We start from the raw sequence: 18848 nt of genomic DNA on the forward strand, positions 1-18848 counted from the left end.
GCATCGAGCGCTATCGCAGCAATCGAAGAGTTTTATTTAGTGATCCGTGCCCCAGCTTGGCGCTGAGACCCGGCCGGCTCCGCAGCATGGTCCATCAATGTAAGGGCGGTTGAGCCACTTCGGCGTCTTCGCGGTGCATTTCTTCCAAGACCAAATCGACGAGATGGCCATAGTTCTTGGCGCTAACCTCATGCCTTTGGGCGAGGGCGGCAATCCGTACCCGCAGATGCACAAAGCCCTCATCGTCGAACGCAAGGCCGAGTTCGCTCTGATAGATGTTCAGGACCGCCGTGGTCACGTCTGAAGGCTCCGCGTCCTTCCTGCGTGTGCATTGCTTCTTCCAATACTTGCGTATTTCAAGATTGATACTCATGGCACTCCCCTGCACTCACTAGCCGGCCTGAACAATTCAAGAACGGCAGGACGTTGGAGTCAACAGGAAGGTTTTCATGAGGGTTAATAACGGCGCAGGCCTCTCGCTCCAGCTTCTCGCGTTTCCTTATCCACGCGTCGAGCTTTCCGATCGCTATTTCGTCGCCAACGGTGAGGGCCGCCTTGTCGCGCAAGACCCGGCCTTCATCGATCGCTAGATAATTTCTCGGCATTGCCGCCACCGCGCATCATGCAGGGTGCCTGATATCGCGAGACGGTGGCTTTAGCCTAACTGATTGTATCAGCTACTATTTTTACCTTGTGTCATTTAAGAAAAAACATTGACGATTCAATGGTTTAGACCTATACATATGTGAGTTGCAGTCGCGCAGCACGAGGTGGTCCGTGGCCAAAGTTCCGACCCCACCGCAGTTTGTACTGCTTGCATTCGACGGTTCGAACGAGGTTGAGTTCTGGAAAGCGACGCGAAAATTCGCGGCGGACGCCGGAGTCCGCTTCACCTATTTCATCAGCGGCGTGTTCTTCCTGCTCGACGCCGACAAGAATATTTACGTCGATCCCGCGGGCCGCAAGGGCAAGAGCAATATCGGGTTTGGCGGTCCATCGCTCGACGTGATGAAGCAACGGCTGGAGCAGGTCAGGCTGGCTATGACGGAAGGCCACGAAATCGCCTCTCACGCCAACGGGCATTTCGACGGCAGGGACTACACCTTCGAGCAATGGAACACGGAGTTCCAGCGATTCACGACCATCATGTCGGATGCCTGGCAGAGATACAACAAGGCGGCGGAACCCGCAGGCTGGAAAAACTATTTCGCCAAGGAGATATCAGGCTTCCGGGCCCCCTATCTCAGCGTCGGCGACCGCAAGGGGTTGTGGAAGACCTTCAAGGAGCAAGGCATCGACTACGATACGAGCCTCGTCAACAACATGGGATATTGGCCGCGCCAGATCGATGGCGTGTGGAACTTTCCGCTGGCCACCATCAACGTCGCGGGCACGCCCAAGAACACGCTCAGCATGGACTATAACTTCTTCGTCGTCCAATCGGGCGGCAAGGACGGGCCCAAGGAAAAGTTCAAGGAATACGAAGACCAGATGGTCCAGAGCTACGTCCAGTACTTCCATCGCAACTACTTCGGCAATCGCGCGCCGGTGCATATCGGGCATCACTTTTCGCAGATGAACGGCGGCGCCTACTGGAAAGCCATGCAGCGCATCGCCCGCTATGTGCGCAAGAAACCGGATGTCATCTGCGGCACCTACAAGGAACTCTTGACTTTCATCGAGAAGAACAAGACTCGCCTGGACGACTATCAGGCCGGCAATTTCGACAAACCGGCCGCTGCTCCGTCGGCGGTCGCCATGGCGCCCAAGATCATGCCTGAATTGAGCCAGAAACAGCTCGATCAGATACAGGCAAAGAAGAAGCCGCGCAAAGCTTCCGGGTGCTGTCCCGGCTGATCATCTCGGGCGCGAGATGCTAAAGCGTGATGGCTTTAGATCGAGTCGCCATCGCGCTTTATCTTTTTGTTTGCGCATGATTTTTCCGGAAAACCGCTGCGCACTTTTCCGATCATGCTCTAAAAATCGGACGGAACGCAGATCAAGCCTGAGCGATATTTCAGCGAAGCCGTCCAGCGCGGACCGCCACCCGACGCCAGCGGATTGAATTTCGAGAATTCGATGTTCTCGATCGAGTTCATGGCCCGCATGGAATGCGCCTCGATGACATCGCCGCCGCGGCCCGGAAATACGTGATAGCCGGCATGGGCAATGCCGACGAAGACCGGAACCTTCTTGAAAGACGTCGGCGGCGACTTCTTGAAGCCCACAAGCTTGGTGGCGTTGTCCACCTTCGAGTCGTAGTAGAAGCCTTTGTTTATCACACTCGCGTAGCGCAGCGCATGGCCGCCCCATTCAGGCCGCCATTTGCCGGGGCTCTTCGGCGGATTGAGTTGCTTGTCCTGCGCGTCCCAGTCCGCATTCTTGCTCGGATCGGGGTTCCAGTAATAGATCTTCCAGCCAAGCTGCTGCAGCATGATCTGCAAATCGGTGCCGTAGAATTTCTGCCCGATCCGCAACTGGTCGTTGATCTTCTTCCACGTGTTCGGCATGCCGGTGGCGTTGAAACCGTGCTCCATCGCCTGCATGGCGAGCGTGATACACGCTGTCGCCACCTGCAGATCGGCCAGGGAGGCGGGCTTGCCATATTTCTTGAGCTGCGCAATGCGGAGCTCTTTGGTCTGGTGCTCGGGCTTGCGGTTGCCGTAATATTTCGACACCCCCCACTTCTTGAAAAAGGCGATGTGGTCGGCATAGACCCAGTCGAGAAAATCCGCTGCCGCGTCGGTAAATTTATCGAGCGAGTTGCGGTGTTTGGATTTCTCTGTCGACGTGAACATGTTGCTGGGCACGGAAGAAGCCATGGCTTTTCTCCGAAAACATTTCACCCTCTGGGGTGACTTTACGACAGGTTTTGGAAAGGTCAAAGGCTTCAGGCGATCGTTCGTCCGCGCCTCAGGCCGGCTTGCCGCACCGTCAGGGCTCTGCCATTATTTCGCCGCCGCCCCACCCGCGCCTTTTCGATGAACGCCCGTCAATTAACGCGCAACCGACCCAATGGGAGATTTCGATGCGACTCGTTCTGGCCTTGCTGCTGTGTGGCTTCCTTCTGCCGCTTTCCACCACGTCGCTGGTCCGTGCACAGGACACCGAGCAGAGCGTGTCGGACGACGAGATTTCCACCACGGCGCGGCGAAGCCTGACCTTCCGACCGCAGGCCGGGCCGCCCGGCTCGCGCGTCCAGCTCGAGGGCGAGGGCTTTCGTCCTTTTGAGCGGCTGCGCCTGCTTGTCGGGCGCACGCCCTCCGATCTCAGGCGTCAAAAAAATGTGGAGGTCAACCGCCGAGGCCGTGTGCAAACGTCCGTCGAGCTGCCCGACTGGGCGCGGCCGGGGCGGAGCGTCTTCTTCGCGTTGCAGAGTTCGGACGGGCGAAGGCGGGCCACGGCCGGGCCGTTCCGGGTCACCGAGAGAAGGCCCTCCCCGCCGCTGACCCTCAGGGGAACGCTTCTCACCGGCGGTGCGGAATGTGCGGTGTTCAGGAGCGATGATGGACGAAGGTATGCGCTCACCGGGAATCTCGGCGGCTTCGGGCCGGGCGACCGCGTCAACGTGCGGGGACGTATCGCCGAAATGTCGCCCTGCATGCAGGGACAGACGCTCGCGGTGGAGCGCATCAGCAAAGCGAAATAGGGGGCAGTGGGTCGCCGGCGCTCTCGTTCTAAAATAAGCCGTCTTCGCGAACGAGAGCGAGCGACTCCTGGAAGACATCGATCATCCGGTCGACGACTTCGCGTGAATGAGCGGCGGAAAGATAGTAGCGGTTGGCCCCCGAAATCAGGACACCGAGATTGAGAGCGTGCATCAGAAAGGCCTGCCGCGCCCGTTCCATGGGCTTCTCGTCGATGTCGAAGCTGCTGCGAACCGGACCGCTTTGAAAGTAGATATGAAACATCGAGCCGACATTGCTCATCTGGACCGCCATGTTGTGTCGTGCGGCGAAGTCATTGAAACTGGCCGTCAGGCGGTCGCCCTCAGCCGCCATGCGAGCGTAGATCTCCGGGTGCTCGGAATAATAGCGGACCGCCGCGGTTCCTGCCGCCATCGATAGCGGGTTGCCGGTGAAGGTGCCCCCGGTGAACACGCCTTGCTCGCCAGGCTTGGGAAGGAACATCCGCATGAAATCCTCCCGCCCGGCGATGACGCCGATCGGCAATCCGCCGCCGCACGCCTTGCCCAGTGTCGCGAAGTCAGGTGTGATGCCGAAATATTCCTGACCGCCGCCATAGGCCAGGCGGAAGCCGGTGACCATCTCGTCCAAAGCGAACAGCACGTTGCACTCGCGGCAAACCTCTAGAAGGGATTTGAGATAGGCGCCAGCCTCGCGCTGAGGGTTCGAATGCTGGACGGGCTCGATGATCACCATCGCCAGCTCATCCTTGTTGGCGCGGATGATGTCGAACGCACTGGGATTGCGATAGGGGAGAGGAACGATCAGATCGCGAATTGCTTTCGGGATACCGGTGCTGATCTCGACGCCGGACGGCCGCTCCCGGGAGTCGACAGCGGTCGGCGCAACCATGCAGTAGTCGTGCATGCCGTGCCAATAGCCGTCGAATATGCCGATCTTTTCCTTGCCCGTGAACGCACGCGCTGCGCGCATCGCATAGCCGGTCGCCTCGGACCCCGAGTTGCAGAACAGAAGACGCTCGGCGCATGGAATGGCGTCCTGCAAGAGTTGAGCGAGTGGAAGCTGTTCTTCGGAGTGAATGCCGAAATGCCATCCCGATCCGGAGATCCTGGAAATCGCCGCCGCGATCTCCGGGTGCCGATGACCCAGGACGCAGACGCCGAACCCCATGCAGGTGTCTATGTACGTGTTGCCGTCGATATCCGTGAGCGTCGCGCCTTCGCCCGAGTCGATATAGATGGGATGCGGCAAATAGAGATTGGCGCGCATGCCGGAGAACAGGATGCTCTCCCGATCACCGGTCATGGCCTGACACTTCCTTGTCTTGGCCAACATTTCGGTGATGGCGCCCTCGAAGCGTGATCGTCCCGTCATGACCCGTCCCTCATTCTGCCGGCCGCTCCGTAAATGAAGCCGGCCGCGTCCCTTCTTTCGTGCTCAGCCGCTTAGCTGTACGCTGTTTCAAGCAGGTGGGAAATGCAAGACGCGCGACAAGGCGGCCATCCTGGTTGCCAACGCTTAAGCAGGCAAAGCCCCGGGGAGCCCGCGTCCGTAGGAGCGGTGATTAAATTTCATACAGAAATGAATTCTTGACGATAGCGCGCCTATATAGGCGCCTGTCTGGAAAGAGGCCCCAGAACCCTTCTTCGGAAGGAGCCACAATTGTCCGCGCGCTGGAAGCGCAAATAGGTTTGCCATGTCGGTAAAAATTGAGTCCGCCGATAAATCCGAGATTGTCGGAATCCTCCTTCGAATATTCGCAGGCGCGCTTATCGTCGGCCTGCTGATCGTCTGGCCGGCGCTTGAAATCCTGAGTGCTGCATGGACATGAAGCCCAGAACCGTGCGGTGAACCCGCCTTTTCAGGACGTGTGCGACGATGATGGCGGATCGTCAGCAACCGGATCGGCGCCCAGGCCCATGCCACCCGCCATCGCGCCGCCGCCCATCCCCCCGCCGCCCTGCCCCGAGCCCCTCTTGTCGCGATCGCCTTTGTCGCGCGCGCCGGCGCCGGACGGCCGGGTCGGGCCCTGCATGGGAATCTCGAGATCAGGCGGGATCGGCGCAAGATCGAGCGCTTCGCGAATGAAGGCGCGCAGCGAAACCACCAGTTCATGCGTGTGGACCGGACGTCCGGCCACCAGCTCGCGCGCCGCGCGCTCCGCCAGCCGCACCTGCTCTTCGGTGCCGAGCAGGATGATGTCGGACAATGCTGCCTCGACCGCATCGCGGATGCGGCGGGACCGATCGGAGCCCAAGGTGCCTTCGGCGGCGGGACTCAGCGGCGCCCCAGGCTCACCCTCCGGCGCAGGCTCGCCGTCGCGGCGCAACTGCTTCAGATGCGTCGGATCGACGGTCAGGATACCGGTGAACGAACCGCCCAGCGCCTTGTAGGCCGCAATCAGCGTACGCAACCGCTCGTTGATCTGGCGGTTCATGCGCTCGCGGCGCTGCTGAATGGTGAACATCATCAGCAGGCGAATGCCCATCCCGATCAGCGTGATCAGCGCCAGGCCAAGCAAGGTGGTGAGAAGGCCGTACCAGGAACTGAAATCGATATTGCGCATGGTGACCCTATCAGCCTGCCCGCCTTGACCGGACCCTGCTCAGCACCCGGCGGATATAGCACAGCCTTGCAGGGGCAAAAACGGCGGGCGGGCGAAAGGCTTCGCTCCTGACGGCACCGGATTGCTGTCCGGTCACGCGCGCGATAGGCTCCCACCGGGCAGACGAGTGGAGGCGTTCATGGCAAGGATGATAACGCTCAAGGAAATGGGGCGCCCGTTCTTCGTATTGGTCAATGCGGACGCGATCAGCTACGTCCGGCCGTATTCGGCCGATTACGGCTCGACCATCGTGTTCGACCACGGAAACAGCCTCGCGGTGGAGGACGCGCCCATCGACATCCTGTCCAAGATTTCGACGGCATAGATATCAGGCGCACCGAAACCGGAAGCGCAAAGCAATGCCTATTTCGCGCGCTTGAGCTGGCCGCAGGACGCAACTATGGCCTGCGAAGGGCCGAGGCTGGTCTGCGTGTAGCAGAGGTCCACGAGCTCCGGATTGCTGATGTCGGCGTCCATCGAGCCGTCCGTATCGGCAGCGAGAAACCTCTTCCCGTCGGCCGTGATCGTTCCCACGAACGGATCCTTGCTCTCGGGCTTGGACCAGGAGCTGCCCCAGACCAGCCGTCCGTCCTGGCCCACGATATCGACCGTGAATTCGATCTGCCGGATGCGCGGTGGGTCGGCGATCGTCTCGTTGCCCGGATGGTGCGGGTTGTGACCAAGGATCGCGGTCTTGAAGGGGCCCGTCCATGTCCCCTTGAGGTCCGGCAAGCTCTCCGCATAGGCGCCGGCCGCCGTCATGATCATCGCGAGCACAGCAATCATCAGCCTCTTCATCGATTCCTCCCGGTTGCGGAACCCAAATCGCCGCGGCCTGCCACCGCACATGGATCGCGCGAGCTTGGGCATGCGCGCGCGATGGTGCCATCTGTTTCAGGCTTGCGCAATATCGAACCGCCAAAGCGGGCCTGCTTTGCGTGAATCAGATGATCCCGTGCTGCTTCAGAACGGCCTGCTCATCTCCCGATATCCATCCAAAGATCTTTGGCGTATCCGCAAGCTGCTGCACCAGGTAATGGACCTCGAAATCAATGGAAATATCCGGTTCGCCGCCGCGGTCATAGATGGCTCGCCAGGCGACGTGCGCCAGGCAGTGGTGCTCGTCGATGGATGCGATGCGGACATTGCGCAGCCGCATATCCTTGGTGCCGATCCGGCGATAGTTCTCGAATCCCTGCCGCATCACCTGCTTCAGCTGCTCGTCATTACGGCCAACATTGACGCCGGCCGGAGACGCAGCCACGAAGGCCCCAGCGTATGAGGATGTCACCTCGTCCATGTCGGCTTCACCGCCAAGCGCCCTTCGGAACAGCTTCTCGTAGCGCTCAAACAGCTCCCCTACGCTTTTCTCCACATGGCGCCTCCGCAGCGGGCCTTCCCGGCCGGAAATGTCCTGTACCATGATTGTCATCTTCCTGGTCTCGAATGTCCCGCCGGGCGGGGATTTGCCCGGAAAACACCGTGGGAGTATGGCAGTTCAAGGGGAACTCAGATGGCAAACCTGCATCTTCAGAATCTCCCGATGGCCGAGAGCGGGAGCGCCGGCACAAGCGTCGAAGACTGGAAGAAGGCGTTCCTGTGGAACCTCTATTATGTTCTCGGGCGCTTTCCGGAGACGGCGAGCCTGAACGACAAGTATCTGGCGCTCGCCCATAGCGTGCGCGAACGCCTGCTCGACCGCTGGGTCAAGACATCCGAAACCTATTATCGGAAAAAGGCGCGCACGGCCTGCTACCTGTCGGCCGAATTCCTGCTCGGCCCCCATCTCGGCAACAATCTCCTCAATCTCGGAGCATATGACGAGGCCAAGCAGGCCATGGAGGAGCTCGGCTTCAATTTCGAGGATTTGCTCGATCAGGAGGAAGAGCCGGGCCTCGGCAATGGCGGCCTCGGACGTCTTGCGGCCTGCTATGTCGATTCGATGGCGACGCTCGAGATCCCGGCCGTCGGTCACGGCATCCGCTATGAATTCGGCATCTTCGACCAGGTCATCCGCGACGGCTGGCAGGTCGAGATCGCGGACAAGTGGCTGCGCCTCGGCAATCCGTGGGAAATCCCGCGCCCCGAGATCGCCATGACCGTCGGCCTCGGCGGCCATACCGAACATTACACCGACGAGAACGGCCGCTATCGCGTGCGCTGGATACCGCAGCGCCTCGTCAAGGGCATCGCCCACGATACGCCGATCCTGGGTTTCAGGGTGAACACCGCCAATATGCTCCGTCTGTGGCGGGCGGAGGCCGTCAACTCGTTCGACTTCCAGTCCTTCAATACCGGCGACTACTATGGCGCCGTCGAGGAAAAGGTCGGCTCCGAGACGATCAGCAAGGTCCTCTATCCGAACGATTCGGGGCTGGAGGGCAAGCAGCTTCGCCTCGAGCAGCAGTATTTCCTCGTCTCCTGCGCGCTCCAGGATATGATGCGCATCACGCTGCAGACGGCCCCCGATCCGTCGCATTTCCACGAAAAATATGCCGTCCAGCTCAACGATACGCACCCGGCGGTCGCGGTCGCGGAACTCATGCGCCTCCTCGTCGATGAGTACGGCATGGACTGGGAGCCGGCGTGGGAGGTGACACGCCGAACGATGGGATACACCAACCACACGCTCCTTCCCGAGGCGCTCGAGAAGTGGCCGATCGGATTGTTCGAAAGCGTCCTGCCGCGCCATCTCGAGATCATATTCGAGATCAACCGCCGCTTCATCGACGAGGTGAGGGCCAGATATCCGGGCGACGACGAGCGGGTCCGCAGGCTTTCTCTCATCGATGAGACCGGCGGCCGGTCGATCAGGATGGCGCATCTCGCTTGTGTCGGCAGCCACGCGATTAATGGCGTCGCCACCCTTCACAGCGAGCTCCTCAAGCACGAGGTGCTGCGCGATTTCAACGACATGTGGCCGGAGAAGTTCTTCAATGTGACGAACGGCGTTACGCCGCGACGCTTCCTCATGCTGACCAATCCCGGGCTGACGAAGCTCGTCAGCGACGCCATCGGAGATGGCTGGACGCGCGACCTCGACAAGCTGCGTCTCCTCGAAGCCAAGGCTGACGAACTGGCCTTCCGCGACGCGTGGCGAAGCGTCAAACGGCAGTGCCGCGAAGCGTTCGCCGCGGAGATTCTCAAAAAGACTGGCATCACGACCGATCCGGCAAGCCTGTTCGATGTCCAGGTCAAGCGTTTCCATGAATACAAGCGACAGCACTTGAATGTCTTGCACATCATAACGCTCTATCATCGCCTGAAGCGCGACCCGCATTGCGACGCGCCGGCGCGCACCGTCGTTTTCGCAGGCAAGGCGGCACCCGGCTACATGATGGCGAAGCTGATCATCAAGCTGATCCACGCCGTCGCCGACATCGTGAACAACGACCGGGCGATCGCCGGACGGCTGCGCGTCGCCTTCGTGCCCGACTATAATGTGAAGAACAGCCAGCGCATTTTCCCGGGCGCCGATCTCTCGGAGCAGATTTCAACGGCGGGCAAAGAGGCGTCCGGCACCGGCAATATGAAATTTGCGATGAACGGCGCGCTCACCATCGGCACGCTCGATGGCGCCAATGTCGAGATCCGCGACGCCGTGGGAGCGGAAAACTTCTTCCTGTTCGGCATGACGGTGGACGAGGTCCAGCGGCGGCTCGCCGAGTGCTACCGGCCGTATGAGCACTATCGCTCGGACGAGGAGCTCAAGGAGGCCATCGATGCGATCGCGGACGGGGCTTTCTCGAATGGCGACCGCGAGCTGTTTCGCCCGATCGTGGACAATCTGCTGGGGACCGATCCCTATATGGTGCTGGCCGACTACCGTTCCTACATCGATTGCCAGGACAAGGTCGGCCGCGCCTGGCGCGAGCCCGAGCGCTGGACGCGCGCGTCGATCCTCAACGTGGCGCGCATAGGCCAGTTCACGTCCGATCGCGCGATCGGCGACTATTGCCGTGACATCTGGCACATCAACCCCGTAAAGGTTGCCGAGTAGGGGTGGCCTGAGCCGTCGCCGATGCGAAGCCCGCTCTATCTCGCCTTGAGAGCGATGACACGCATTACCGTATCGACTTGACCAGGGTTGGTAACTTCCCTCGTCTCGCCCGTAACGCCGACAAAGACGCCACCGGCCGGGACCCTGAACTCCCTGCCCTTCTTGACCCGAAGCTCTCCTTCGAGGACGTGATAGATCGTGTCGAACCTTATTTTCTCCGGCGGAAAACCCGCGCCGGGCGCAACGACATAGTCGGTCATCACGATGGACCGGTAATTCGGCAATGCCGCCGGCCACCTGCCCAAGTCGATCCGCCTCACACCCGGCATGACTTCCAGACCGGCGTGTCTCGCATAGATCTCAGACTTTGCCGAACCAGGAAATAGAGCTGCCGGAGCGAAAATCGTCGCGCCAAGCGTTATTGCGGTGCGACGATCCATGGTTGCCATGATCATCCTCCATGATGGAGCCCGCCGAACACCGCCGTTGAAAACAAGCTCCCAGGTCTCGCTGGAGTCAAGGAAATTGCCGCATTCTCCTGCCACCGGCGGCTCATTGACTTCGTGGGCGAAGGGATGGGATTCTGGGAACGGGGAGGCCGCAGATCCAATGAACGGAGATCGAGGTTGAGAACAGTCCTTCTGGCGTTGTCGTTCGCCGGCGCGGCCTCTGTTGCGCTTGCAGCCTCGGAGCCTGCCCCACCGCCCGAACTCGACGCCCTACGCAAGGACTTGGCCGCCGCGGTGAAGGCGCACGACCTTAAAGCGATCGTCGCGCTCTCGCGCTTCCCGGTGGCGTTCAGCGGCTATGAGGCTCCCGACAAGATCACCGAGGAGGACTTCCTGTCCGACGAGATCCAGTTTTCCAGCCTGTTCTACGAGGGCGGCGAGCAGATCGTGACCTGCCTCGCCACGGCCAAGCTGGACTACCAGGCCGAAAACCCCGATTTCCCGGGCAGTCCCTGGTATATCGACTGCGACGGAAACGAATATTATTTCGGACTCGTCGACGACAAATGGCGCTTTACGTCGTACATGAACGTCAACGAATAGGCGCGCGCATGGCATAACTATTGGCTGTTGTGCTGGCGGGTTCCCGAGACCATCTTGGTGCTCGTGGCGTGGACCTTGTGCCAGGGGACGCTGCTCTTCAGCCAACACTTCGACTTCGGTCCCTGGATGTCGGCGGGCACCCAGGTCCAAGCCTTGCACTGGCTGCTGAGATTGCAAGCCGCCTTGCAAGCGCCAACTGAACCATCCCCAGCCGTCGCACCCTCGGCGAGATCGGAGCCCGGCCGGTCAATGCCCTCGATTTGACTCTCGGCCACCATGCCAAGCTTCTCCCGGTGGCGAATGGCCAGGCAATCGACCACGTAGTCGTGCACAAAGACCGATTTGACCGTCCTATAATCGTCGCCACAGCCGGTGCCCCCGTGAGTACGGCGAAAGACCGAGACCGTAGTGGCGTGACGATTGGCAATAGGCGATGGCGACTGACAGGCGCTGCGCTCGATCCACCACTTGATGTCGTAGGGCACAGAACCATGTATGCCGAGACTCGTGGAGCACTCGCCGGGTTCATCGTCCGGAGTCAAACGATTGTCCCAAATCCTGCTCATGCATCGGTGAGCCCGATGCTGAGCCTCGCGCCGACAGCCATTCATCGTCCCCGCACCTTGGCCAACGCCTGCGTTGAAATGATCGACGGGAAAATCCGGCTTGAACGACGGGTCAAAATTCGGACGCCGCCCCTTGTCGGAAGGCGCGCGCAGTTCGAAATGCGCCTCGCAGCGACATTCATCGGCTCTCGCCTCCTCCGGCATCGCAAGAGCGAGCGGCGCTGTGAGAAGTGCAGCAAAGTTGATCACGCGGGATTTCCAACGGATGAGTGGCGACATAGCGAATCTCCTTGTGCCTTTGGGTCGTCGGTCGTTACTCGCAACTGCAGTCTGGCGGCTGATGCCGCGTACGACGCCGTTGCGTTTCGGAGCTACTCGCCGACGCTGCGGAAGACTCGTCTTTGGGGCGCAACTATAGGGCGGCGACGCTGAACTGGACCTGATCGTCCGGTTCAGGCGTGGTTCACGTCGGGTCCGCCGTCGGGCGCCCGATCCACATGAAGGGGAACGCCGTGGGCCTTAGCGCGGCGCTATCCGCCTGCATTTGGGCGGCTTGCCGCGGAAGCCCTTGGGACATTTCTTGCGCTCGACGATCGGCTTGCATTTGCCGGGTTTGCCGGTCGTGCCCCGCTTGCAGCGGCATTTCGGATAGATGCCGACCGAGTCCGCCTGGCATTTCCTGGGCGCGATGATGCGCACGCACTTGCCGGGCGTGCCGGTCGTGTCCTGCTTGCAGCGGCAGTCAGGATAGAGGCCGTCGGAATCCGGCGGGCAGGTCGTCTCGGCTTCGGACGACGCCGGCTGGCACCTTCCATCGAGCACGCGCCACCCCTCCGCGCACGCGCACTCGCCGCCGATGAACCCCACTGTATTTGCCGGGCATTTTCCTTCCGGCTGCTTCACGGCTTCCGGCTGCTTCACGGCTTCCGGCTGCTTCACGGCTTCCGCCTGCTTCACGGCTTCCGCCTGCTTCACGTCTTCCGGCTGCTTCACGGCTTCCGGCTGCTTCACGCCTTCCGGTTGTTTCACCCCTTCCGCCTGCTTCACGCCGCTCTTGCCTTCCGGCTGCTTCAGGACGCTCTTGCCTTCCGACTGCCTCACGTCCCTCTTGCCTTCCGGCTGCCTCACGTCGCTCTTGCAGCTCTCGCCATCCCAGCTCGACTGGGGCGGGCAGCACTTGCCGCGAACTTGCTTGCGCGACCAGCCTCGCGGACAGGCGGGCGATGCCGGGGGCGTCAGGCCCAGTCCGCAGAATGTCTTCCCGCGCTTTTCGAAAGGCGCGAACCTGGCTTCGGTGACGGTCCCGTCGTCGCCGGCATTTATATTGCCCCGCGTGCCGCCTGCCGGTTCGAGAATCTCGACCTTGTTCTTCAAGCCGCACTTCGCTGGCTTACCCGCAACGAAACTCACCGGCGCCTCGAGCTCGAGCTTGAGATCGACGCTCTCGCCCGGACCGAGCTCGAGCGGCGGATGGGTGCAGATGATCTGCTCGGGATGGCCGGCCGCCGACCGGCCTTGGCAAACCCAGGGCGCCGACCAGCTTCCGTTGGACGGGTCGACGACGGCGCCGCCGAACAGCGTGCCGCGAAGCTCGATCGCCTCCTCATGGACACCTGGTCCGTTATTGGTGACGGTGATCGTGAACCGGCAATCCTGACCGGCCGCCGCGGTGGTGACGCAGTCGCCAGCAGCCTGCGTGACAGTCAGGTTCCTCTCGGGGCGACAGAAGGTCTTTCCGTCCTTTTCGAAGGGCGCGAACCTGGCTTCGGCAAAGGCCATATCGTCGCCGGTACTGGCATTGTCGTGCGTCCCGCCCGCCGGCGCGACAATCTCGGTCTTGCTCGTGTAGCCACACTTCACCTGCGAAGCCGAGGGTGCCACGAAGCTCATCGGCGCCTCGATCTCGAGCTCGAGGTCGACGCTCTCGCCCGGGCCGAGCTCAACCGGCGGGTGGGTGCAGATACCCTGTTCGGGATAGCCAAGGAGGGGCTGGCCCAGGCAGGTCCAGGGCGCCGACCAGTTTGCGTTCGACGGCTCTTCGATGGCGCCATCGAAGAGCGTATCGCGAAGCTCGATCGCACCCTTGTGGACCCCCGGACCTCTGTTGGTGACAGTGATCGTGAACCGGCAATTCTGGCCGCCCGTGGTCGAGTCGCAAGCGCCCGCCGTCTTGGCAATAGTGAGGTTTCTCTTCTCGCCGGGGTCGGTCTTGAGGCCTCCTCCGCAGAACTTCGCTCCGTCCTTCGCAAACGGCGCGAACGCGACTTGGGCAGAGGCCACATCGTCGCCCGCATCGACATTCTTCGCGCTGCCGCCCAAGGGCCTCAGGATCTCGACCTTGTTGTCGTAGCCGCACCTCGCCTCGGTGCCCGAAGATGCGGCGAAGCTCAGCGGCGCCTCGATTTCAAGATCGAGCACGACGCTCTCGCCCGGATCGAGCTCGACCTCGGGATGCGTGCAGATTGCCTGCTCGGGATGACCCAATGCCGACTGGACTTCGCACAACCAGGGCGCCGACCAGTTGCCGTTGGACGGCTCGACGATGGCGCCATCGAACAACGTGTCGCGGATCTCGATCGGCGCGTTGAACACGCCTGGCCCTTGATTGGTCACCGTGATCGCAAATTTCGTGCTCTGTCCGGTCGCGGTGACCCGGCTTGCGCCCACCGTCTTGGTGACGGTCAGATTGCTCTCCTGCTCTTCGTTCGTCGCAAGCGGCCGGGGCTCGCCGATATTCGACACGAGGCAGACCGCCGGAATGTGGGGGTGGTCGGGCGGAGGATGGGGCGCCAGGTAAAGCGTCGATGATCCGGAATCGTCTGCCCAGGCAAGGTTGAGAGGTGTGGGGGCCTTCGGCGCGGCGATATACGCACGGTTCTTGAGCGCGCATTCCGCAACAGGCCCGAGGGGAATTCTGACGGTTGCCCCGAATTCGACGGATTCGCCGACCCCAAGCTCAGGATTTTCACTTCGGCACTCAGAGCGCAGCGGTGCCGGCTGTTGGCACGTCCAGTGGACCGGCTGGCTGAGCGAGAGAGCCGCTTTGGGCGGCGCGGAAGGAGGGCCGACCAGCTCATCGACAAACTCGATCGGGCTTGTGTGGGCATCCGGACCCGTGTTGGTGATCCTGACCTTCCACTCGCACCGCCACATTTTGCCGGAGACCTGGCAAAATTTCATGTTCTTGACCCAGCCCGCCGTCTCGAGCTTGAGGTTGCTTTGTTTCGATGCGCAGGCAATCCGGCCCGAGGGCAGGATCACGTCCCTCTGGAGCGGCATGGTGAGCGAGGCCGTATCATCGCCCTTCAAGCTGTCGAGCGGAGAGCCCCCTCCGGCCTTGCCGATCTTCGCATTCGTCGTGACCTCGCATTTGGTCACGCGTTCCAAGGGAATCCTGACCGTCCCCGGGATGAACGCGCTCTTGCCCTTGCCGAGCTTGGCATTGGCGCTCGTGCACTGATAGAGATTCGAGCCTGCGACGGGCCCTTCGCAGTCCCAGCCAGGCCGTTCGTCAAATGTGATGGTGGCGCCTTCGGGCGTGTCGACCGGCAGCGCGTCGACGATCCGGATCTCGCCCGCATAGGGTTCGCCGAGATTCGCGATCTTGAGCAGGAAATGGCAAATCCAGTTTCCGTCCACGGCCGGGCAAGAGTCTCCGGGAGACTGGTTGCGATTCATGATCTCGAGCGCGAGGTTGCTCGTCAGGCAGATGCCCTGGCCTTCGTCCGGTGGGAAGACGGGCGCGAACTGGGCTTCTGCCGAGTCAGTGTCGTCTGCCTCGAGGAAATTGCGCGGTGACCCGCCCGGCGCCTTGACGATCTTGGTGCTGCTGGTGATCGCGCATGCCGCATCGGGCGTCACGGGAATCCTGACGGTCAGCGGAATCTCGACCTTTTCCTGATGCGCCAGGTTGGGATTGTCGCTGCCGCACCGATAGTGATGCGGGAACGGCGCCGTCGCGCCGCAATTCCAGCCGGTGGGCGGCTCAAACGAGACCGTGGCGCCGGCGGGCGTGCCGGATGGCAGGGTGTCGATGAACTGGATAGGACTCGCGTAAGCTTTGCCGAAGTTCTGCAGCGTGACCTTGAACCTGCACTCCCATGCGTCGTCCAGGACCGGGCATGGTTCGGAAGGTCCGGTGTTCGTGAGCTCGAGATTGGAGAGACAGATGCCCTGCGCGACAGCGGCGGCGAGCTTCGCCGTGGCCGAGCTCGCATCATCGCCAAGGGCGGCATTGTCGAGCGTGCCGCCCATCGCCTTGATGATCTCGGCGCCGTTGGTGACCTCGCATTTCGCAACAGGCGCCACCGGAATCTTGACGATCGCCCGGATCTCGGCCTTTTCCAGAGGCGCAAGGTCGGGATTGTCGCTGCTGCACTGGTAGAGGTTCGGAAACTGCACCGGGCCGCCGCAAGTCCAACCGGCGGGCGGCTGGAAGGAGATGGTGGCGCCGGCCGGGTTGCCGAAAGGCAAGGCGTCGGTGAACTGGACAGGACTCGAGTAAGCCTTGCCGAGGTTCTGCACCGTAACCTTGAACTCGCATACCCAGCTGCCCCAGATGACGGGGCACTCGCCGTCGGGCCCTTTCGTCTCGAGCTTGAGATTGCTCACGGCATCAAGGTTCGGGCACTGAGCAAGCTCGCCCGGCAGGACCATCGTGGCCTCGGCTTCATCATCAGTCAAATCTGCGTTCTGATCGGTGCCGCCCGCCGCCGCCACGATCTTCACCGCGTTCTTCGCCTGGCAACTCAGAGGCCCTGCGAGAGTCTTGGGTAACTTCACGACGACATTCAAATTCACGGCCTGATTTGGCAGCAACGCAACCGACCATCTCTCGCAGGACAAGGTCGGCGCGGAGCCCATGCAGCTCCACGACCGGGCCGAGAAGGTCGCGGTCGCGCCCTGAGGGATCGTGTCGTCGAGCTTGATGAGACCGTAATAGGCGCCAGCCCCGGTGTTGCGGACAACGAAAGTGTAGCGGCACTCGAAGAAGCCAACCTCGTCGGCACAGACTTCGGCCAGCGGATGCGTCGAGATCTCGAGATTGGCCTTGCCGATGGCGGGCGGCGGACAATGGGGAGCCGGGATCGTGGCGGTGGCGAGATCGAAGTCATCGGCGGGATCGACATCGCCTAACCCCCCGGGCCAGACCAGTCCGGCCTGACTGTCGAGATGGCAGAGGGGCGCGGCGACCGGGAGATCGACCGTGACATGGAGATCGACGCTTTCGCCGGGCAGGAGCGAAGCCTGAGCTTGAGTGCATTGCTGCTCGCTCGGCGAGAGCGCAAAGCAGAGCCAGGGCGGACTGTGGCTGAGCGTCATCACCGCGCCGGCCGGCTGCGCCGGCAAACGGTCCTTGACGACGATCGGGCCGACATAGGCGTCGGGGCCGGTATTGGTGACTCGCACCACATAGTCGCAGAGGAAGCCAAGCCCACCCGCGGCGCAGGCGCCCCTCACCGAACGCTCCTCGAGCCTGAGATTGTAGGTCCCATCCGGCGGCACATCGGCTGCCGGCGCATGGATGCCGGTGGCGATCTTGGGATCGCAAGGCTGCCAGATCTCGACATCGCCGACATGGCCTTGGCTTTGCGGATCGGCGCCTCGGCCACCGTAGTCGATGAACCGGGATTTGGCCGGCGGTTCATTGTCGGCCCGCGTCAGCGCAAGATCGGTCCCTTGCAGCAGCGGAGAGCCCGTCGCCCACAGCGTCATATCACATGCGCCGGGCCGGATCGTGCCGGCCTCGTCATAGCCCACACCCAGCGCCACGCCGCCCGATGTGGTGCGATGGTCGGGCGGGGTACCGAGGGCATATTCATCTTGTATCGGCGCCCAGGTGCCGGGTGTTACCGGGTCGTCCGGTATTTCCCGGGCAAACCGGAACAGCACGGTGCCGCCCCGCTTTGCGACATACATGCGATTTTGGCCGTCGAAGGCGATGTCCGAAATCGGGTGATTGCGTTGCCCGCCCAGAACCTCGATTTCGCGGCGTGGATCGCTGCCAAAGGTCCCGTCGAGATTGATGGACACGGACCAGATTTCCGGTCCAGCGGCATAATAGAGACGTCCCGCATGGAGGCCGAGCCCCCAGATGCGCCGCTCGGGCGGGGTCAAGCCCCACGTCGCCTGGTCCTCACTGTCGAAGGCGGGCGATTTGATATCCATGGCGATGCCGTCATCGGCAATAGCGGGAAGGCCCAGCGCCGTCCGGCCGGTCCGCGCATGGTCGAAGCTGGCAACGAGGGTTCCCGCGGCATCGAGGCGGTAGATCAGGCCCGTGTCGAGGTCGGAGACGAAGAACTGCCTTGTGGCCGGGTCGAATACGATGTCGCCGAGGCCCGGACCGGCATTTCCGGGTATTGTCGCGAAGAGCGACACGGCGCCCGTTTTGCCGTCGATCCTGTAGATCGAGCCCGGCCCCCCTCCTCGCCCGAATTGGCCCGCCATCCATTCGGCATTGGCGTCGCCCTTTGTCAGGCGTTGCGGGCGCCCGTCGCCATCGGAATCGGGGGCCACGATCTGAAGCCCGAAGGCCGAGGTGGCGCCGAGATAAATGCTGGGCGTCGCCTGCGTGCCACGGGCAGGAAGGCCATCATCGAGGCCGATCGCGAAAACCTGGCCGACGTCGCGGGCTTTCACCCGGAGCTTCGGCGGGCGCTGCGGAGATGCGCCCGGCTCGAGCTGCAAAATCTGCGCCGAGGCGCCGTCGAGATCGATGAAGGTTCCATCGACAGGATCGCCGGCAGCGCCTGGCGCACCTGCCGCTTTCGCCCCGGCGAAGCCCGTTACCACGGCCTCGCCCTGCGCAAGCGCGGCGTTGTCCTGCGCTTTCGCCGCAGATACGGCGACCACTGCCAAAATGAGACACAGCAAGCCCAGGCATCGCATTCACGATCTCCTATGGTTGCAGCATCTCGCCAATTGGTCTTGCCTCAGCCCCTCGCCACTCTGAGGGAAATTTCCCACGAGCACAAT

General features: G+C 62.0%; 15 protein-coding genes. 6 read left to right on the forward strand and 9 right to left on the reverse strand.

Translation table 11 applies throughout. The features are described from left to right. Positions 1-94 precede the first annotated feature (94 nt). Positions 95-373 (reverse strand): hypothetical protein, encoded by a 279-nt coding sequence (locus tag DS839_RS16840; RefSeq protein WP_119271599.1) that lies wholly within the window; start codon positions 371-373, stop codon positions 95-97. Positions 374-449: 76 nt separating this feature from the next. Here DS839_RS16840 and DS839_RS36530 point away from each other — a divergent pair, with 76 nt between their 5' ends. Continuing rightward, positions 450-590: a hypothetical protein gene (locus tag DS839_RS36530; RefSeq protein WP_162918602.1), complete on the forward strand. Its 141-nt coding sequence runs from the start codon at positions 450-452 to the stop codon at positions 588-590. Between the two features lie 187 nt (positions 591-777). Beyond that, a complete protein-coding gene (locus tag DS839_RS16845) occupies positions 778-1857 on the forward strand; it encodes a polysaccharide deacetylase family protein (protein WP_119271600.1) in 1080 nt (359 codons plus the stop codon). A gap of 119 nt (positions 1858-1976) precedes the next feature. On the opposite strand, the gene DS839_RS16850 is transcribed toward DS839_RS16845, so the two are convergent. Then, complete coding sequence (locus DS839_RS16850; RefSeq protein WP_119271601.1) at positions 1977-2822, reverse strand: hypothetical protein; 846 nt, start codon at positions 2820-2822, stop codon at positions 1977-1979. A gap of 206 nt (positions 2823-3028) precedes the next feature. Between DS839_RS16850 and DS839_RS16855 the strand changes: the two genes are divergently transcribed. Continuing rightward, positions 3029-3649: a DUF5818 domain-containing protein gene (locus tag DS839_RS16855; protein WP_119271602.1), complete on the forward strand. Its 621-nt coding sequence runs from the start codon at positions 3029-3031 to the stop codon at positions 3647-3649. A 28-nt stretch (positions 3650-3677) separates the two neighbouring features. Here DS839_RS16855 and DS839_RS16860 read toward each other — a convergent pair whose 3' ends face one another. Further along, positions 3678-4916: an aspartate aminotransferase family protein gene (locus DS839_RS16860; protein WP_162918603.1), complete on the reverse strand. Its 1239-nt coding sequence runs from the start codon at positions 4914-4916 to the stop codon at positions 3678-3680. A gap of 592 nt (positions 4917-5508) precedes the next feature. Continuing rightward, positions 5509-6213 carry a hypothetical protein gene (locus tag DS839_RS16865; RefSeq protein ID WP_119271604.1) on the reverse strand — a complete coding sequence of 235 codons (705 nt, stop codon included), beginning with the start codon at positions 6211-6213 and terminating at the stop codon, positions 5509-5511. A 178-nt stretch (positions 6214-6391) separates the two neighbouring features. Between DS839_RS16865 and DS839_RS16870 the strand changes: the two genes are divergently transcribed. Beyond that, complete coding sequence (locus DS839_RS16870; protein ID WP_119271605.1) at positions 6392-6577, forward strand: hypothetical protein; 186 nt, start codon at positions 6392-6394, stop codon at positions 6575-6577. A gap of 38 nt (positions 6578-6615) precedes the next feature. On the opposite strand, the gene DS839_RS16875 is transcribed toward DS839_RS16870, so the two are convergent. Together DS839_RS16875 and DS839_RS16880 are read right to left on the reverse strand one after the other, a co-directional pair. After that, positions 6616-7050 (reverse strand): hypothetical protein, encoded by a 435-nt coding sequence (locus tag DS839_RS16875; RefSeq protein WP_119271606.1) that lies wholly within the window; start codon positions 7048-7050, stop codon positions 6616-6618. Between the two features lie 145 nt (positions 7051-7195). Beyond that, the gene (locus tag DS839_RS16880; protein WP_119271707.1) at positions 7196-7627 is read right to left on the reverse strand and encodes a DUF6841 family protein; all 432 of its coding nucleotides are present in this window, start codon (positions 7625-7627) and stop codon (positions 7196-7198) included. Between the two features lie 138 nt (positions 7628-7765). Between DS839_RS16880 and DS839_RS16885 the strand changes: the two genes are divergently transcribed. Next, positions 7766-10252 carry a glycogen/starch/alpha-glucan phosphorylase gene (locus DS839_RS16885; protein ID WP_119271607.1) on the forward strand — a complete coding sequence of 829 codons (2487 nt, stop codon included), beginning with the start codon at positions 7766-7768 and terminating at the stop codon, positions 10250-10252. 35 nt (positions 10253-10287) lie between these two features. On the opposite strand, the gene DS839_RS16890 is transcribed toward DS839_RS16885, so the two are convergent. Then, positions 10288-10701 carry a cupin domain-containing protein gene (locus tag DS839_RS16890; RefSeq protein WP_119271608.1) on the reverse strand — a complete coding sequence of 138 codons (414 nt, stop codon included), beginning with the start codon at positions 10699-10701 and terminating at the stop codon, positions 10288-10290. Between the two features lie 177 nt (positions 10702-10878). Between DS839_RS16890 and DS839_RS16895 the strand changes: the two genes are divergently transcribed. After that, positions 10879-11304, forward strand: coding sequence for a hypothetical protein (locus DS839_RS16895; protein ID WP_162918604.1), 426 nt, complete (start codon positions 10879-10881; stop codon positions 11302-11304). A 17-nt stretch (positions 11305-11321) separates the two neighbouring features. Here the strand turns inward: DS839_RS16895 and DS839_RS16900 are convergent, their stop codons facing one another. Beyond that, positions 11322-12149, reverse strand: coding sequence for a PAN domain-containing protein (locus tag DS839_RS16900; protein WP_119271610.1), 828 nt, complete (start codon positions 12147-12149; stop codon positions 11322-11324). A 240-nt stretch (positions 12150-12389) separates the two neighbouring features. Beyond that, complete coding sequence (locus DS839_RS16905; protein ID WP_119271611.1) at positions 12390-18761, reverse strand: hypothetical protein; 6372 nt, start codon at positions 18759-18761, stop codon at positions 12390-12392. Between the last annotated feature and the right edge of the window lie 87 nt (positions 18762-18848).

Source organism: Taklimakanibacter deserti (assembly GCA_003574785.1).

Coding starts and splice junctions, on each gene's coding strand:
- DS839_RS16840 (WP_119271599.1), bottom strand. CDS start 373: ATGAGTATCAATCTTGAAATACGCAAGTATTGGAAGAAGCAATGCACA.
- DS839_RS36530 (WP_162918602.1), top strand. CDS start 450: ATGAGGGTTAATAACGGCGCAGGCCTCTCGCTCCAGCTTCTCGCGTTT.
- DS839_RS16850 (WP_119271601.1), bottom strand. CDS start 2,822: ATGGCTTCTTCCGTGCCCAGCAACATGTTCACGTCGACAGAGAAATCC.
- DS839_RS16855 (WP_119271602.1), top strand. CDS start 3,029: ATGCGACTCGTTCTGGCCTTGCTGCTGTGTGGCTTCCTTCTGCCGCTT.
- DS839_RS16860 (WP_162918603.1), bottom strand. CDS start 4,916: ATGCGCGCCAATCTCTATTTGCCGCATCCCATCTATATCGACTCGGGC.
- DS839_RS16865 (WP_119271604.1), bottom strand. CDS start 6,213: ATGCGCAATATCGATTTCAGTTCCTGGTACGGCCTTCTCACCACCTTG.
- DS839_RS16870 (WP_119271605.1), top strand. CDS start 6,392: ATGGCAAGGATGATAACGCTCAAGGAAATGGGGCGCCCGTTCTTCGTA.
- DS839_RS16875 (WP_119271606.1), bottom strand. CDS start 7,050: ATGAAGAGGCTGATGATTGCTGTGCTCGCGATGATCATGACGGCGGCC.
- DS839_RS16885 (WP_119271607.1), top strand. CDS start 7,766: ATGGCAAACCTGCATCTTCAGAATCTCCCGATGGCCGAGAGCGGGAGC.
- DS839_RS16890 (WP_119271608.1), bottom strand. CDS start 10,701: ATGGCAACCATGGATCGTCGCACCGCAATAACGCTTGGCGCGACGATT.
- DS839_RS16900 (WP_119271610.1), bottom strand. CDS start 12,149: ATGTCGCCACTCATCCGTTGGAAATCCCGCGTGATCAACTTTGCTGCA.
- DS839_RS16905 (WP_119271611.1), bottom strand. CDS start 18,761: ATGCGATGCCTGGGCTTGCTGTGTCTCATTTTGGCAGTGGTCGCCGTA.